The following is a 14298-nucleotide window of genomic DNA, read 5'->3' on the forward strand; positions in this document are numbered from 1 at the left end:
CGCCGACTCAGAGCATGGCGCCGTTGATCGAGATGATCTGGCCCGAAATGTAGGCCGCCTTGTCGGAAGCGAGGAAGGCGACCAGTTCGGCGACCTCGTCCGGCCGGCCGGCGCGCTGCATGGGCACCAGCTTGCGCACGGCCTCGGCGTCGAAGGCGCCGGCACTCATGTCGGTATCGATGATCCCCGGCGCCACGGCATTGACCGTGATGCCGCGGCTGGCGACTTCCAGGGCCAGCGACTTGGTCGCTGCGTGCAGCGCGCCCTTGGCCGCCGAGTAATTGACCTGGCCGCGATTGCCGGCCAGCCCGGCGACCGAGGTGATGTTGATGATGCGGCCCCAGCGGGTGCGGATCATCGGCAGGCTGAGCGGCTGGGTGACGTTGAAGAAGCCGTTGAGCGAGACGTCGAGCACGCTTTGCCACTGCTCGCCGCTCATCCCGGGAAAGACTGCATCGGCGTGGATGCCGGCGTTGTTGACCAGGATCTGGATGCTGCCGGCTTCGAGCAGGCGCTCGATGGCGGCGGCGCTGGCGGCGCGTTCGCTGACGTCGAAGGCGATCGCTTCGGCGCTGCCGCCAGCAGCGACGATCTCGGCAACCAGGGTTTCGGCGCGGTCGACGTGGCGGTTGGCGTGGACGATGACGTGGTGGCCGTCGGCGGCCAGGCGACGGCAGATGGCGGCGCCGATGCCGCCGCTGCCGCCAGTGACGAGGGCGCGTTTCATGGGGCTGACTCCGTGGGCAGACGGCCGGCGTCGAGGATCACCGCGGCGCGCCCGGCGAGCAGGGCTTGCCCGCGATGGGCGACGGCGAACTGGTAGAGGATGGTGTTGCCGTCGCCGGACAGGCGCTCGGCGTGGATGTCGAGATCGTCCGGCAGGTCGTCGAGCCGGGCGACATGCAGGTGCACGCCGCGCACGCTGGTCAGATAACCCTGGCGCGGCGTCTCGTCGGCGCCAGCCAGCAGGGCGCCATGGACGGCCATCGCCTGGGCGGCGTACTCGATGCCGGCGGCAGAACCGAGCCGCTCGCCGTCGCGCAGGGGATTATCGGCGGCACGGTGGCTGCTGGCCCGGCAGCGGATTTCGCCGGGCGACCAGTCGGTCACCGCGTCGAGCAGGCACATGCTGCCCTGATGCGGAATGTGCGCGGCGATCCAGGCGCGGTCTAGCATGGCTGGACTTCGACCGCGAGCTGCATCGGCGCCAGGTAGTCGAGGCAGACGCGGCCGCCTTCGCCGCGCGCCAGCGCCTGCAGCATGGGCAGTGAACGCAGGGCGGGAATGCTGGTGCGCAGGCTTTCCAGCGCAGCGTCGGTGAGGCGGTCGGCGGGTTCGTCGGTCGGGCTCAAGGCGATCCTGCACAGCGAGCGCTCACTCTTTTGTGGGCTGAGCAACAGCGCCACCCCGCCGCAATCCGGCGTATCGCGCTTGGCGTGCAGCGGTGCCGGGTACTCACTGTCGTAGGCGATCAGCAGCACCGGCTGGCCGTCGACCAGCAACTGGCCAAGGGCGTCGAGCAGGCCGGCGCCGAAACTGGCGTCGTAGGCGCAGATGACTTGGCACGGCGCCATCGCGTGGGTGGCGATGCCCCAGTAGCCGGCGGCGGCGTTGTGTACCGAGTTGTGGAAACGGGTCGGCGAGATCTGCCGGTCGTCGGTCGCCAGTTGCTCGCACAGCGCGTGGCAGTTGTGGCCGTCGGCGCCGGAAGCGGCAAAAACCGTGGTCAGCGTGGCTACGTCGGCGGCGGCATGGGCGGCGGCTTCGAGGCCGATGGCCAGGGTCAGCTTGACCACCCGGCTGGCCCGGCGGCGCTCGGCCGGCGGCAGGATGGCCGGCGCCGGCAACAGCGACGGGGCGGCGACCAGCGCCTGTTCGCCACGCAGCACGGCGCGGGCAGTTGGCCAGTCGGGCAGGCCGGGGGCGAGGAAGCCGATGCCGTCGATCCAGGCGTTCAGGGTCGGGTTCATGCGGCGGCTCCGAAAATCAGGCTGCAGTTGCTGCCGCCGAAACCGAAGGAATTGGACAGCGCGTGCCGGACTTTGCCCGGGCGGGCCTGCAGCAGGTAGTCGATGGCAATTGCCGGATCGAGGTTTTCCGTTCCCGGACTGCCCGGCAACAGGTTGTCGCCGATGGCCAGCGCGCAGATCACCGCTTCGACCGCGCCGGCGGCGCCGAGCGTGTGGCCGGTGGCGCCCTTGGTCGAACTGCCGGGAACGCGCCGGCCGAACAGGGCGGCCACGGCCTTGCCCTCGGCGGCGTCGTTGGCCGGCGTCGCCGTACCATGCAGGTTGATGTAGTCGATCTCGTCGACGCCCAGGCCGGCCGAGCGCAGCGCTGCTTCCATTGCCAGGCGGGCGCCGAGGCCTTCCGGATGCGGCGACGACATGTGGTAGGCGTCGCTCGATTCACCGGTGCCGAGCAGCAGGATGTCGCCGCGCTGTGCCCGCTCGGCGCGTTCGAGCAGGGCGAAGGCGGCGCCCTCGCCGATCGAGATGCCATCGCGGCCGGCATCGTAGGGGCGGCAGGCCTGGGTCGAGGTCAGTTGCAACGAGGCGAAGCCGTACAGGGTGGTCAGGCAGAGGCTGTCCACGCCGCCGACGATGGCCGCGTCGATGCTGCCCAGCGCCAGTTGGCGGGCGGCGGCGGCAAAGACCTTGGCGCTCGACGAGCAGGCGGTGGAAATGGCCATCGCCATGCCGCTGAGGCCGAAGTAGTCGCGGGTGAATTCGGCCAGCGAAAACGAATTGTGCGTGGTTCGGTAGATGAAATCGTCGGGCAGCGCGCCGCTGTCGGGGTCGCGCCGGCGATAGGCAAGTTCGGTCTGCAGGATGCCGGCGGTGCTGGTGCCCAGGAAAACGCCGACCCTTGCCGGGCCGTAGCGGGCGACGGCGGCACGGACCTGATCGGCGAAGCCATCGGCTTCCAGGCCCATCTGCGTCAGACGGTTGTTGCGGCAGTCGTAAGCGGCCAGGGCCGGCGGCAGGACTTGTGCGTCGACGCCGGGCACTTCGCCGATCCAGGTCGGCAGGTCCACGCTTTCGAAACGGCAGGGCTGCAGGCCGCTGCTGCCGTTGGCCAGTGCTGCCCGGGTGGCGGCAAGGCCGCAGCCGAGGGCGGTGGTGGCAGTGAAGGAGGAAAGCAGCAGTGGCGTCACGTCAGCATCCGGTACGGGGTGGCGGGAATTCTAGCAGAGCCCTATTCCGCTGCTGCGGATTGCTCCAGTTCGGCGATCACCTGGGCGCCGAGCAGGAGCAGCACGGCGGCTAGTTCCATGAAGAACAGCAGGACCACGGCGGTGGCCAGCGAACCATAGACGACACCGATCTTTGAAATGGTGGCGAAATACCAGATCAGGCCGTGGCGCAGCACTTCCCATAGCAGGGCGCCGGCCAGCCCGCCGAGCAGGGCGTGGCGCAGACGGGTGCGGCCGACCGGCACGATCAGGTAGATGGCGGCCAGCACCAGGCTGATCAGGGCGACGCCGAGAAAGGGGAAGAGAAAGCCGGCAACACCACTGAGCGACCAGCGCTGACCGAGCAGCACCAGGTTTTCGCCGGCCAGGGTCTGCAGTGCGAGCGTGCCCAGGGTGAGCAGCAGCAAGGCGATACCCAGCACGATGACCAGGCAATAAGGCAGGATCGCCGAAACCAGCGCATGTCGTTCCTGGTCCTTGCCGCGATGGGCGAAGATCACCGCCATCGCTTTTTCCAGCACCGAGAAAGCCAGCGAACTGAAGAACAGCAGCGTGCCGAGCATGACCAGGCTGATCGTCGTCCGCCGGTCGAGAAAGCCGGCGATGTCGGCGACCAGGCCGTCGGCGAGACTGGGTAGCAGCCAGTCCAGATAGAAGGCAATGGTGTCGAGCAGGACGCTGCGCTCGACCAGATGCGACAGCCCGACCACCGACAGGATCAGCAGTGGCAACAGCGACAGCAGCGCGTAATAAGCGATGGCACCGGCCAGCAACAGCCCCTGGTTACGGTGAAAACCGCGCCCGGTACGCAGGGCGAAGGCCAGCAGCGGGAGGGGTGTCAGCCGGCTGTCGATCATTCGGCTTGGCTGGCTGGCGGCACGCGGCAGACCAGCATGACGTTGGCGAAAGGCTTGCCCTCGTTCATTTCCATGGTGCTGACCGAAAAGCCGAGGTTTTCGAGCAGCGCTACCCATTCGCCGAGCGGCCGGCAATACAGCCGTGGCAGGCGGTGCCCGCGGACGAAGGTGACCGCATGATCCACCCAGTTGCACAGATGGTAAGGCAGACCGGCCGAGGCGTCGCCGATGCGGGTCAGGAACAGACCGCCCGGCGGCAGTGCGGCGCGGATGCGGGTGAGTACGTCCTGCTGGCCGGCGTGGTCGAAGTAATGCAGGGCGTCGAGGATGGTGACGACGTCGGCGTGGCCGAAATCGACCCGGCACATGTCGCCCTGGCGGATATCGACCAGCGGGTGGTCGCGGCCGAAAGCCCGGGCGGCGCGGTCGACGTCCTTCTGCATCAGTTCGTAGCCGCGCAGGCTCAGCGCCTTCGGTGCTGGCGCCCAGTCGGCCGGCCAGTTGCCCTGTTCGTGGAGCTTGCGGGCGGCGAGCAGCCAGCCGAACAGGCTGCCCTGGCCGCAGCCGAGGTCGAGGTAATGACCTTCGGCCGGGAAAATCCCCTGGCGCAGCAGTTCGCGGAAGATGCAATCGGACGACAGCTTGCCGCGGGCGTAGTGGTAGGCGAATTTGCCGCCGCCGCGGAAGGGCAAGGTGGCTTCGTCGAGCAGGGTGTTGAGGAAAGTTGCGTGGTTCATCGGCAGGCTTCGTCGAGGGTGACGGGGATGAGTTTGCGTTCGCCAAGCGTCGCCAGCAAGCGCGGCAGCACCGCCAGGATGACCGGCTGGCCGTCGGCCGTGCGGGCGGCGTTGCCGTCGTGCAGCAGCAGGATGTCGCCCGCGGCGAGTTGGCGGCTCAGTCGGCGCAGCACGGTGTCTGGGTCGCTGCAGCGGGTGTCGTAGGGGCGCCGGGTCCATGCCGCCAGTTGCAGGTCGAGGCTGGCCAGCACCGGGTCGAGGAAGGGATTGCGCAGGCCGGCGGTGGCGCGGAAGTAGCGCGGGCGCCGGCCGCAGACTTCGCCCAGCGTGACCTGGGCGGCACGGATGTCGGCGCGCATGCGGCCCGGGCCGAAGGTGGCGAAGGCTTTGGCGTGGGCATCGCCATGATTCTCGACCTGATGACCGCGGGCGACGATTTCCCGACACAGCGCCGGGTTCTCGCGCACGCGCCAGCCGATGCAGAAGAAGGTGGCGCGAGCCCCGGCGGCGTCGAGCAGGTCGAGCACCTGCGGCGTCACCTCGGGGTCGGGCCCGTCGTCGATGGTCAGGGCAACTTCCCGGCGGGCGGCGGCTGCAGCCGGCAGCCGGGTCAGATTGGGACCGAGCAGGGTCGAGCGCGGCAACAGGCCGGCGACGGTGAGCACGGCATGGTTGGCGACCAGCAGCGCCAGCGCCCACGGCCAGCTTGCTGGCGCCACGACGACCGCGAGCAGCCCCCCGGCGTGCAGGACGAAGCTGGCTTTCAGCGCGGGGGATGGTTTCCAGGGACGGGGCATGGTTCAGGCGGGGAAATGGCCGGCGGCCAGGAAATCTTCCCACAGATGTTGCCAGGCCGGCCAATCGTGGCCGCCTGGGGCGGTATGGCGGCAAGCCGGGGGAAAGCGTTCGGCAAGCTGCTGCATGCCGGCGGCGAAACGGTCGTCGCGCCCGTGGCCGATGAAGGCCGGCAGCGACGGCGGTGTCTTCAGCCAGTGCCAGACGCGGAATTCCGGGTCAGTCAGTTGTTCCGGCGTGGCTTGCCAGGCGTCGATGCCACCGGCTGCCTGAATCGCATTGGTGGTCAGGCGGCTGCCCGGATAGGGGGCGAGCAGGCACAGGCCGTCGATGCTGTCGGGGTGATCGGCAGCCTGGCACAGGGCCAGCAGGCCGCCGAGCGAGATACCGCCGAGCCAGACCCGGCGGTAATCGCGGCGGGCTGGCCTGAGTATCTCCCGGTGCACCGCCGGTAGCGCTTCACCGCCGGAAATGCGTTCCAGGTCGAGATCGACGGCGCACAGGTCGAGCCCGGGCTGGCGAGTTTCGGCACGGCTGAAGAAGCCGGCGGCGACGAAATCCTCGGGCCGCATGTAGGCACCGGGCAGCAGCACCAGCAGGTCGCTGCCACCCTGTTCGAGTTTCAGGGTACGCAGTGTGTCGGTCATCTGTTCGTTCCACGTGGAACGAACATCGCCGCCAGGAGCAGCGCCAGGATGGCGCCGGGGCCGACGGTCAGGCCGATGGCCTTGAGCACCGGGACGGAGGACAGCGACAGGGTGCCGAAGCCGATGGCGGTGGTCAGGTTGGCGACGCCCATCGAGCTGAGCGTTTCCGGGTCGGGCTTGCCCTGCCTGGCGCTGCGGTCGAAGAACAAGGCGTAATTGGAGCCGACGGCGACGATCAGCAGCAGGCCGACCAGATGCAACAGGTGCAGCCGCTGACCCAGCAGGTGCAGGCCGGCGACGACGAAGACGACGGCGATCAGCAGCGGCAGCAGGACGCCGGTCAGGCGTTGGGGCGAACGCAGGCTGACGGCGAGCAGCAAGATGACCGCACCGACCCCGGCCAGCGACAGGCGGATCGCTTCGCTCAGGTAGTCGCTGTAGAGGGCGTCGAATTCAGCCTTCATGTCGATGAACAGGCCGTCGCTGCCAGCCAGTGCGGCACGGACCTGGTCGGCCGGAATCGACAGTTCGTCGCCGTTGATGCGGGGATGCAGTGGCAACAGCACGCTCCAGCCGTCGGCGCGTTGCAGCATCAGGCTGTCGACGGCCAGTGCCAGGCTGCTGCCGGCCAGATCGTCGCGGCTGAGCGGCGGGGCTTTGCGGGCCGCTTCGACATCGGCGACGAAAGCGTCCAGCCGCTGGGCGGAAAGCGGCAGGTCGACCAGAGCGACGGCTAGGCGTTGGCGCAGGACGGCGGATTCGGGCAAGGCGGCGCGGCGCTGATCCTGGCTGGTTCGGCTGGGCAGGAAGCGGGCCGGACTGTCGTAGCCGCCGATGACGCCGGCGTCGACCAGGCGGTCGAGATGGCGGCCGGTGCGCTCGGCGGCCTGTAGCGCGGCCTCCTGGTCGGCGCCGTTGACGACGACCAGGTAGCGCGAATCCGGGGCACCGAGGTCGGCGCGCAACTCGCCGTCGATCTGCGCATCGGCTTCGCTGACCGTACTCAGGGCCGACAGGTCGGGATGCCAGAGCTGGTCGCGCTGGTTGATCAGCCAGCCGGCGGCGACGACGGCCAGCAACAATACCGGCAGGCGCAGCCGGGACAGGCCGTCGAGGCCGCTTTCCATGAAATTCAGCAGCGGCCGCGGGGTGTTCGTGACGGCGACCGGGCCGGCCAGATGGGGCAGGACGAAGCGGGTCACCAGGGCGGCGGTGAGGACGCCGGCCAGCGAATACAGGCCGAGTTGGGCCAGGCCGGGGAAACCGGAGAACAGCAGGGCGCCGAAACCGCAGAGCGAAGTGGCGACACCGAGGCGGATCGTCGGCCAGAAGCGTTGGCGCCAGCCGTTCAGGCCGAGACGCCCGGATTGCATGAAATAGTAGGTCGAGTAATCGACGGCCTCGCCAATCAAGGCAGCACCGAAGCCGACCGTGATGCCGAAGACCGTGTCGTAGGTCAGGCTGACGGCGACGATGCCGGCCAGCGCGCCGCTGAGCACCGGCAACATACCCAGGCCGATCAGTCGCGGCGAGCGGTAGATGAAGAACAGGACGGCGATGATCGCCAGGCTGCTGATCGAAGTCAGCAGCAGGACTTCCTGTTTGATCTGGGCGCGGGCTGCGACGGCGAAGTGACCGGGACCGGAGAGTTGCAGGCTCAGCCCCTCGGCGCCCAGCGCTTGCCGGGTTTCGGCGAAAGCGCTGCGAATGATGCGGATGGCGGCTTCCTGGCCGTCGGTGTCGGCGCCGTGAGCGCGGGTCTGCACCAGCAGCATGGCGCGTTCGCCGTCACGCGATGCCCACACCCCGTCGCGGCTGGCCGGCTGGCTGGCACTGCCGAGTCCGGCCAGCATGGTGGCCAGTTCGCCGGTGGGATCGCGGGTCAGGAAGGGTTTGAACAACATGCCGGCCGGCGAGGCCAGCAGGTCGATGCTGTCGCCGATGGCCGCGTGCAGTCCGGCGACCGTGAAGCGTTCCGGGGTGACCGCCGGGCTGAGCAGGTAGCGATGGGCCAACAACAGGTCGCGGTCCTGGTCGAGGTGGCTGGCTTCGCCGTTCTGGATCGAGACGAATGCCTCCTGGGCCGCCAGGCGCTGGCGCAGATCGCGCGATGCGGCAGCGCGCTTCTCAGCGTCGCCGCCGCCGATGGCCAGCATCAGCAGGCGCGAGACCGCGCCCTCCTTGATCTGTTCGATCAATACCTGCTGCTCGGCGCTGGGCTCGGCCGGCAGGAAGAAACTCATGTCGGCGGAAAAGCGACTGTTCCAGGCAATCAGGCCGCCGACCAGCATGGCCAGCAGCCACAGCAACAGGACGCGCAGCGGGCTGGATTTCATCGTCCGTCAACCGGCTCGATGGTCAGCAGCGAACGGTCGCCGTCGGCCTGCAGGTATTCGATGCTGCGCATCTGGCTGCCACTGCCGCTGACCACGATGCGCAGCACGAAACTGGCCATCTGCTGGTCACGCGGCAGCATGGTGAGCACCCACTTGTCCGGGGTTCCCGCCAGGTGCAGCAGGTAATTGCGCTCCAGCGCGGCCCGGTTGCCGGCCAGCGTGCCGCGGATGCTGTCCACGAAAGCCAGCGCTTGCGGCTGGCTGGCCAGGTTGATCGACAATTTCTGCTTGTCGCGTTCCAGCGTCAGCAGATCCTTGTCGAGGATCATCAGTTCGGGTTTTGGCGTCAGCGTGCGTTTTTCCAGGCGATCGGGGGCGATGTAGGTCATCTCGCCGGTGGCCTTGAGCGGCTTGTCGAGCACGGCCAGAAAGCGGGTTTCGACGAATTTCGCCTTGCCGCCGGGGTGCCGGGCCAGGTCGGCCATCAGGCTGCCGACGTCGAAGGCGGCCCAGGCGCTTTGGCCCAGCAGGGCGAGAAAGAGGCCGGCAGTGAGGAGTTTTTTCATTTTTTCTGCCAGAAATCGAAGAAGTTGAACCAGTTGTAAGGGGTGTTGCGACAGTGGGCTTCCAGTCGTCCGGCGTAGGCGCGGATCGCATCGTCGATGGCCTGGGCGCGATCGGCGCGGGTGACGTGTGAAAAATCGGCCAGCGGTTCGAAGTGTATGCGATAGCGGTTGCCGCCGAGATACAGACCGGCCATGAAGAAGACCGGCCGTTGCAACATCGCTGCCATGCGCCAGGGGCCGAGCGGAAAGGCAGCGGGCTGGCCGAGAAAATCACAGTCCAGGGTCGGATCGTTACCCAACCCGCGGTCGGCCAGCATGCCGACCAGGTAGCCCTGGGCCAGCCGGTCGCGAGCGGCGAGCATCGAGTCGACCCGGCCGAGTGGCAGGATGTCGTCGGCCGCGCGCGGGTTGATCGCCTGCAGGGTGGCGTTGATCTTGCGGGCGTTTTCCTCGTACATCAGCATTGCCACCTGCAGTCCCGCCCTGCCCCGGCCGACCGCCCGCAACACCTCGAAACTGCCGAGGTGGGCGCCGATCAACAGGGCGCCCGGTTGCCGTGCCAGCGCTTCGTTGAGGGCCTCGGCGCCGATCACCTCGATATCGAACAGGTCGAAGCGGTCGTTGAGCAGGTAGATGCGGTCGTGGATGGTGCTGGCAAAGCTGAAGACATGGCGGTAGCCGTCGGTCCATTGCGCCCAGCGTCCGAGTGCCCGGTGCAGGTAAGCGCGGCTGGCGCGGCGGGCGGTCGGCGCGAACAGCACGTAATAGGCGGCGATGCCGTAGAGCACCAGCCGGCCGACGGCGCGGCCGAAGGTCAGCGAAATCCAGACCATCAGCTTGAGGATCGCCAGGTTGCTGCGCTCCTGCTGCTGGCGCCAGTCGTTTTCCGGTTTCATGGGCTGGGTGTCAGGTTGCCGCTGGCGACCAGGCGTTCGCCCGCGTGCACGCTGAAGCTGACGCCCGCGCCGGTGGTGCTGCCGAGGGTGAAGACCAGGGTTTCCCCGGGACCGACCGGACTCAGGAACTTGGCGTTGCCGACTTGCCAGCCACCGACACGCCGGCCCAGCCAGGTTTCGGCGCAGACCATGGCGCGGTCGAGCAGGACGACGCCGGGAACGATCGGCCGGCCGGGAAAATGACCGGCAAAGGCCGGGTGGTCGACGGGCACTTGCCAGGTGAATGCTTGGTGCTCAGTCATGGGGCTTGCGCGCCTCGTGGAGTGCCAGCAGGGCCTGCCGGGGCAGTTTGCCGGTACTGTTGCGCGGCAGCGAGTCGACGAAGCTCAGCGGTCGCGGCAGAAAAACCGGGTCGATGCGCTGGCGCAGGGCCTGCAGCAACTGCGCGCGGTCCAGTGAAGGCGCGACGACAAAGGCAGTCAGGCGGGTCACGCCGTCGATACTGTCGTCGTCAGGCAGGAAAAAGGCGGCATCGACGACGCCGGCGATGCTGGTGATCTGGTGATCGAGCCAGGCCAGCGAGGTGCGTTTGCCGGCGATGTTGATCAGGTCGCTGTGCCGGCCGAGCAAGCTGAAACTGCCGTCGTCGTGGCAGTCGATGCGGTCGCCGAGTGGCACCCTGCCCTCGACATGACCGCCTTCGGCACAGGTCTGGTCGCCGTCGCTGCTCAGCCTGACCCCTGGCAGCAGTTGCCAGCGCGGGCCGGCCAGGGTGCGCCGGCTGGCCAGCTGGCCGCTTTCGGTCGACCCGTAGATTTCCCGGACCGGTGCGCCGCAACGGGCTTCGGCCCGGCCGGCGAGATCGGCCGATAGCGGCGCGGTGGCCGACAGCAGCAGGTCGAGCGGCGGCAGCGGAATGTCGGCGGCGAGCAGCGTGGACAGGTGAAAGGGCGTGGTCACCAGCAGGCGGGGTGGCGGCACCACGGCCAGCGCGGCGGCGATGTCCTGCGGGTAGAAGGGCTTGCCGGCCCAGAAACGGCAGCCGCCATGCAGCGCCAGCAGGAAGGTCGATTCGAAGCCGAAACTGTGCTGTGCCGGCACCGTGCCGACGATGTTCATCGGTGTTTCCACCAAGCCGAGCGCGCGGGCGCCGGCCTCGGCGTTGTCGACCAGCTTGCCCCAGGTCTTGCGGTGCGCCTGCGGCAGGCCGGTGGAGCCGGAGGTGAACAGGATGGCGACGACGCGTTCGGCGGCGATGCCCGGGATCTCGCGGATCTCTTCGGGAGTAACCGCCGACAGGTCGGGGAAATCGACGCAGGGCAGCGTGCCGGCGGCGAATGGGGCATCGCGCAGGCAAATGGTGCCGGGATGCGCGACTTCGATCTGCGCCAGGGTCTCGGCCGATTGCGAGGCCGGTTGCAGGCTGGTCTTGCCGGCCAGCAGGCCGGCGACGAAGCCGACGGCGAAACGGTAGCGGTCGGTACAGACATTGAGCAGGCAGTCGCCGGCCGGCAGTTGGCAGGCCAGGGCGCTGGCCTCGGCCAGGAAGCGGCGGACGCTGACCGGCCCGTCGGCCCGCCAGGCCAGCGTGTCGTCGAGCCCGTGGCGCGAGATCAGGGGGCGCAGGCTCATGGCGTGCGCTCCGTCGGGCGGGTGCCGGCCCGGTAGGCCTGGATCACCGTGAGAAAGCTCGGGCGCTCCTCCGGCGGCAGGATGCGCAGCCGGACCAGGTGTTCGGCCAGGAACATCAGGCCGATCAGCGGGCCGGTCAGCAGATTGGCGTGGATCGACCAGATCTCGGCCGGTGCAAACAGGAACAGCAGGGTCGATACGCCGGCGTTGCCGAAGAAGAAGGCGGTCCAGGCGACGGTCACTTGGCGCGTGTAACGCGCCTTGCGTTCGGAAATGCCGTCCCGGAAAACGGTCCGGGCAATGCGCGTGATCAGGGCTTCGCCGGGACCGAACAGCGTGCGGCCGAACAGGATGCCGAGCGCAACGTGGGTGCCGAGATGCTGCAGGTAGTACAACAGGGCGACATTCTGCCGCAGTTGCGGCCACAGCCAGGCAAGCAGCAGGACGCCGGCCAACACACCGGCGATACGCAGCCAGAGGGCGCTCTGGCGCCACAGCACCAGCCCGGCGACGAAGACCAGGGGCAGGACGCCGAGCGTGGTATTGATGTCGGGATGGCCGCCACCGGCACTGCCGAAGTGGGCAGCCACGGCCCAGGCTGCAAACAGCAGGAGCACGGCCAGGCCGCGCAGCAGCGGGACCGGGCCGGTCGGCATTACTGGCTACGCTGGCTGGCGATATGCGCGGTCAGGGCGCGCAGCGAGGAGAAGATGCGGACGTTGTCCTCGTTGTCCGAACGCAACTGGAAGCCATAGCGCTTGGAGACGACCAGCGAAATTTCCAGGACATCGATCGAATCCAGGCCCAGGCCTTCGCCGAACAGCGGCGCGTCGGCGTCGATTTCGGCCGGCGTCATTTCGAGATTGAGGGCGGAGACGATCAGTTCGGCGATTTCCGGCAGCAGCGCGGCGACGGTTTCCGGGGTGGGCGTGGTGGTCATGAGGTGTTCCTGGCTTCAGGAGCCGACGGCGCGGAACGCGAGCACGGCGTTGCTGCCGCCAAAGGCAAAGGAGTTGGAAAGGGCGGCCCGCAGCGGCTGCTGGCGGGCGACGGTGACATGGTCGACTCCGGCGCAGGCCGGATCAAGCTCGGTCAGGTGGGCGGTCGGCGGCAGGCGCTGTTCGCGCAGGGCGAGGACGGTGGCAATTGCCTCGATTGCACCGGCGGCACCGAGCAGGTGACCGTGCATCGACTTGGTGGCGCTGACTGCCAGGCGACCGGCAGCGTCGCCGAAAACCGCCTTCAGGGCGGCGATTTCGACCGGGTCGCCTTCGGCGGTGGCGGTGCCGTGAGCATTGACGTAATCGATGTCGCTGCTGTCGAGGCCGGCGTCGTCCAGCGTGTCGCGCAGGGCGCGGACCTGTCCGGCGGCGTCCGGCTTGACCAGATGGCTGTGGTCGCAACTGCTGCCGTAGCCGACGATTTCACCGTGAATGCGGGCGCCGCGGGCAAGGGCGTGGTCCCAGTCCTCGAGGATCAGCGCGGCGCCACCCTCGCCCAGTACCAGGCCGCGGCGGTCGGCGGAAAACGGCCGGCAGGCGCGCGGGGCGCTGTCGGCATCGCCGGGGGCAAGTACGCGCAGGGCTTCCCAGGCACGGGCAACGCCGTATGCCTGCGGCACATCGGAGCCGCCGGTGACCATGATCGTCGCCTCGCCCGAGCGGACGCGGCGGAAAGCTTCGCCGATGGCGATCGACGACGAGGCACAGGCAACGGTATGGCTCATGCTGACGCCGCCCAGTCCGAGCTGGATGGAAATGTGGGCGTTGGCCGCGTTGTTCATGCCGAGCACCACGGCCAGCGGCGACAGGCGTTCGCGACCCTTCTGCCAGAGTTCGCGGTAGCCCTTCTCGTAGGCCAGCGTGCCGCCGAGTGCGGTGCCCCAGGCGCAGCCCCAGCGGTCACGCTTGTTGCCTTCCTCGTGCCGGGCCAGGCCGGCATCGTCCCAGGCGGCAAAGGCTGCAGCCATGCCGAGCTGGGCGAAGCGGTCCATCATCGAGGCCAGCGGCTTGCCGAGGGCGGCGTCGGGGTCAAAGTCGGGGCAACTGACGAAGGGCATCGACAAGGGGCGCGGCACGTCGTCGGTCAGCAGATGACGAACTGCGGATTCCCCCGCACAGAGCCGCTGGAAGAAATCCGCCGGATCGCCACCGTAGGGACTGACCAGCCCCAGGCCAGTAATTGCCACCCGCCGCCGGTTCATCGCTCAGGACTTCTGTTGGGCGATCAAGCGGTCCATCAGCTCGACCAGCTCGCCAACGGTGCCCGGGGTCTTGAGGTCGGACGCCAGCTTGATGCCGAAGTGATCTTCGAACTCGAACATCAGTTCGAGCATCATCAGCGAATCGACACCGAGATCGGCCAGCAGGGCACCCGGCACCACTGCCTCCGGGTCAGCGCCCAGGCGGTCCTTGAGAAATTCGCGTATCAGTCCAATGCAATCCATAGGCGCGGATTCTAGCCGAAAGCCCCTGTTTTCCAAAGATTTGTCCCCGGTTTGATGTCATGACGGGCGGCTGTCCGGGATTTGATACCATGTGCCCGCCATTAATTCCTTTTTCCGCATGCGCCTAGACCTTTCCGATTGCTCCTGCAGTTTGCCCTGGCACCGGCAGGTGATCAGTCGCATTGCCTTG

The 14298-nt window shown here is 68.2% G+C and carries 17 protein-coding genes; all 17 read right to left on the bottom strand.

Annotated features, from left to right (window positions below):
* Window positions 1-7 precede the first annotated feature (7 nt).
* Genes fabG through AADV58_RS01880 form a run of 17 tightly spaced genes read right to left on the bottom strand, consistent with a single transcriptional unit; the run spans window position 8 to window position 14108 of the window.
* On the bottom strand, window positions 8-727 hold the full coding sequence (fabG, locus tag AADV58_RS01800) for a 3-oxoacyl-ACP reductase FabG (protein ID WP_028993867.1): 720 nt from the start codon (window positions 725-727) through the stop codon (window positions 8-10).
* Window positions 724-1176 carry a 3-hydroxylacyl-ACP dehydratase gene (locus AADV58_RS01805; RefSeq protein WP_341743920.1) on the bottom strand — a complete coding sequence of 151 codons (453 nt, stop codon included), beginning with the start codon at window positions 1174-1176 and terminating at the stop codon, window positions 724-726. The genes fabG and AADV58_RS01805 overlap by 4 nt, the downstream gene beginning before the upstream one ends.
* Window positions 1170-1970 (bottom strand): beta-ketoacyl synthase chain length factor, encoded by an 801-nt coding sequence (locus tag AADV58_RS01810; RefSeq protein WP_341743921.1) that lies wholly within the window; start codon window positions 1968-1970, stop codon window positions 1170-1172. Before AADV58_RS01810 ends, AADV58_RS01805 begins: the two co-directional genes overlap by 7 nt.
* Complete coding sequence (locus AADV58_RS01815) at window positions 1967-3157, bottom strand: beta-ketoacyl-[acyl-carrier-protein] synthase family protein (RefSeq protein WP_341743922.1); 1191 nt, start codon at window positions 3155-3157, stop codon at window positions 1967-1969. The genes AADV58_RS01810 and AADV58_RS01815 overlap by 4 nt, the downstream gene beginning before the upstream one ends.
* A 41-nt stretch (window positions 3158-3198) precedes the next feature.
* Window positions 3199-4053, bottom strand: a complete 855-nt coding sequence (locus AADV58_RS01820; protein ID WP_341743923.1) for a YihY/virulence factor BrkB family protein — start codon at window positions 4051-4053, stop codon at window positions 3199-3201.
* The gene (locus AADV58_RS01825; RefSeq protein WP_341743924.1) at window positions 4050-4790 is read right to left on the bottom strand and encodes a class I SAM-dependent methyltransferase; all 741 of its coding nucleotides are present in this window, start codon (window positions 4788-4790) and stop codon (window positions 4050-4052) included. The genes AADV58_RS01820 and AADV58_RS01825 overlap by 4 nt, the downstream gene beginning before the upstream one ends.
* Window positions 4787-5587, bottom strand: coding sequence for a polysaccharide deacetylase family protein (locus AADV58_RS01830; RefSeq protein ID WP_341743925.1), 801 nt, complete (start codon window positions 5585-5587; stop codon window positions 4787-4789). The genes AADV58_RS01825 and AADV58_RS01830 overlap by 4 nt, the downstream gene beginning before the upstream one ends.
* 3 nt (window positions 5588-5590) lie before the next feature.
* On the bottom strand, window positions 5591-6232 hold the full coding sequence (locus AADV58_RS01835) for a hypothetical protein (RefSeq protein ID WP_341743926.1): 642 nt from the start codon (window positions 6230-6232) through the stop codon (window positions 5591-5593).
* On the bottom strand, window positions 6229-8568 hold the full coding sequence (locus tag AADV58_RS01840; RefSeq protein ID WP_341743927.1) for an MMPL family transporter: 2340 nt from the start codon (window positions 8566-8568) through the stop codon (window positions 6229-6231). The genes AADV58_RS01835 and AADV58_RS01840 overlap by 4 nt, the downstream gene beginning before the upstream one ends.
* Window positions 8565-9134: a LolA-related protein gene (locus AADV58_RS01845; protein WP_341743928.1), complete on the bottom strand. Its 570-nt coding sequence runs from the start codon at window positions 9132-9134 to the stop codon at window positions 8565-8567. Before AADV58_RS01845 ends, AADV58_RS01840 begins: the two co-directional genes overlap by 4 nt.
* Window positions 9131-10030, bottom strand: a complete 900-nt coding sequence (locus AADV58_RS01850) for an acyl-CoA synthetase (protein WP_341743929.1) — start codon at window positions 10028-10030, stop codon at window positions 9131-9133. The genes AADV58_RS01845 and AADV58_RS01850 overlap by 4 nt, the downstream gene beginning before the upstream one ends.
* On the bottom strand, window positions 10027-10332 hold the full coding sequence (locus AADV58_RS01855; protein ID WP_341743930.1) for a hypothetical protein: 306 nt from the start codon (window positions 10330-10332) through the stop codon (window positions 10027-10029). The genes AADV58_RS01850 and AADV58_RS01855 overlap by 4 nt, the downstream gene beginning before the upstream one ends.
* On the bottom strand, window positions 10325-11662 hold the full coding sequence (locus tag AADV58_RS01860) for an AMP-binding protein (protein WP_341743931.1): 1338 nt from the start codon (window positions 11660-11662) through the stop codon (window positions 10325-10327). Before AADV58_RS01860 ends, AADV58_RS01855 begins: the two co-directional genes overlap by 8 nt.
* Complete coding sequence (locus AADV58_RS01865) at window positions 11659-12318, bottom strand: hypothetical protein (protein ID WP_341743932.1); 660 nt, start codon at window positions 12316-12318, stop codon at window positions 11659-11661. Before AADV58_RS01865 ends, AADV58_RS01860 begins: the two co-directional genes overlap by 4 nt.
* Window positions 12318-12602, bottom strand: a complete 285-nt coding sequence (locus tag AADV58_RS01870) for a phosphopantetheine-binding protein (protein WP_281981624.1) — start codon at window positions 12600-12602, stop codon at window positions 12318-12320. Before AADV58_RS01870 ends, AADV58_RS01865 begins: the two co-directional genes overlap by 1 nt.
* Window positions 12603-12617: 15 nt before the next feature.
* Window positions 12618-13865, bottom strand: coding sequence for a beta-ketoacyl-[acyl-carrier-protein] synthase family protein (locus AADV58_RS01875; protein WP_341743933.1), 1248 nt, complete (start codon window positions 13863-13865; stop codon window positions 12618-12620).
* Window positions 13866-13868: 3 nt separating this feature from the next.
* Complete coding sequence (locus AADV58_RS01880; protein WP_028993851.1) at window positions 13869-14108, bottom strand: acyl carrier protein; 240 nt, start codon at window positions 14106-14108, stop codon at window positions 13869-13871.
* Window positions 14109-14298: the final 190 nt, after the last annotated feature.

This window comes from Azonexus hydrophilus (assembly GCF_038368255.1).
Taxonomy (GTDB): Bacteria; Pseudomonadota; Gammaproteobacteria; order Burkholderiales; family Rhodocyclaceae; genus Azonexus; species Azonexus hydrophilus.

What these genes read in the sequence shown, in the direction of transcription:
- fabG (WP_028993867.1), bottom strand. Translation starts at nt 727, where the DNA reads ATGAAACGCGCCCTCGTCACTGGCGGCAGCGGCGGCATCGGCGCCGCC.
- AADV58_RS01805 (WP_341743920.1), bottom strand. Translation starts at nt 1,176, where the DNA reads ATGCTAGACCGCGCCTGGATCGCCGCGCACATTCCGCATCAGGGCAGC.
- AADV58_RS01810 (WP_341743921.1), bottom strand. Translation starts at nt 1,970, where the DNA reads ATGAACCCGACCCTGAACGCCTGGATCGACGGCATCGGCTTCCTCGCC.
- AADV58_RS01820 (WP_341743923.1), bottom strand. Translation starts at nt 4,053, where the DNA reads ATGATCGACAGCCGGCTGACACCCCTCCCGCTGCTGGCCTTCGCCCTG.
- AADV58_RS01825 (WP_341743924.1), bottom strand. Translation starts at nt 4,790, where the DNA reads ATGAACCACGCAACTTTCCTCAACACCCTGCTCGACGAAGCCACCTTG.
- AADV58_RS01830 (WP_341743925.1), bottom strand. Translation starts at nt 5,587, where the DNA reads ATGCCCCGTCCCTGGAAACCATCCCCCGCGCTGAAAGCCAGCTTCGTC.
- AADV58_RS01835 (WP_341743926.1), bottom strand. Translation starts at nt 6,232, where the DNA reads ATGACCGACACACTGCGTACCCTGAAACTCGAACAGGGTGGCAGCGAC.
- AADV58_RS01840 (WP_341743927.1), bottom strand. Translation starts at nt 8,568, where the DNA reads ATGAAATCCAGCCCGCTGCGCGTCCTGTTGCTGTGGCTGCTGGCCATG.
- AADV58_RS01845 (WP_341743928.1), bottom strand. Translation starts at nt 9,134, where the DNA reads ATGAAAAAACTCCTCACTGCCGGCCTCTTTCTCGCCCTGCTGGGCCAA.
- AADV58_RS01850 (WP_341743929.1), bottom strand. Translation starts at nt 10,030, where the DNA reads ATGAAACCGGAAAACGACTGGCGCCAGCAGCAGGAGCGCAGCAACCTG.
- AADV58_RS01855 (WP_341743930.1), bottom strand. Translation starts at nt 10,332, where the DNA reads ATGACTGAGCACCAAGCATTCACCTGGCAAGTGCCCGTCGACCACCCG.
- AADV58_RS01860 (WP_341743931.1), bottom strand. Translation starts at nt 11,662, where the DNA reads ATGAGCCTGCGCCCCCTGATCTCGCGCCACGGGCTCGACGACACGCTG.
- AADV58_RS01865 (WP_341743932.1), bottom strand. Translation starts at nt 12,318, where the DNA reads ATGCCGACCGGCCCGGTCCCGCTGCTGCGCGGCCTGGCCGTGCTCCTG.
- AADV58_RS01870 (WP_281981624.1), bottom strand. Translation starts at nt 12,602, where the DNA reads ATGACCACCACGCCCACCCCGGAAACCGTCGCCGCGCTGCTGCCGGAA.
- AADV58_RS01875 (WP_341743933.1), bottom strand. Translation starts at nt 13,865, where the DNA reads ATGAACCGGCGGCGGGTGGCAATTACTGGCCTGGGGCTGGTCAGTCCC.
- AADV58_RS01880 (WP_028993851.1), bottom strand. Translation starts at nt 14,108, where the DNA reads ATGGATTGCATTGGACTGATACGCGAATTTCTCAAGGACCGCCTGGGC.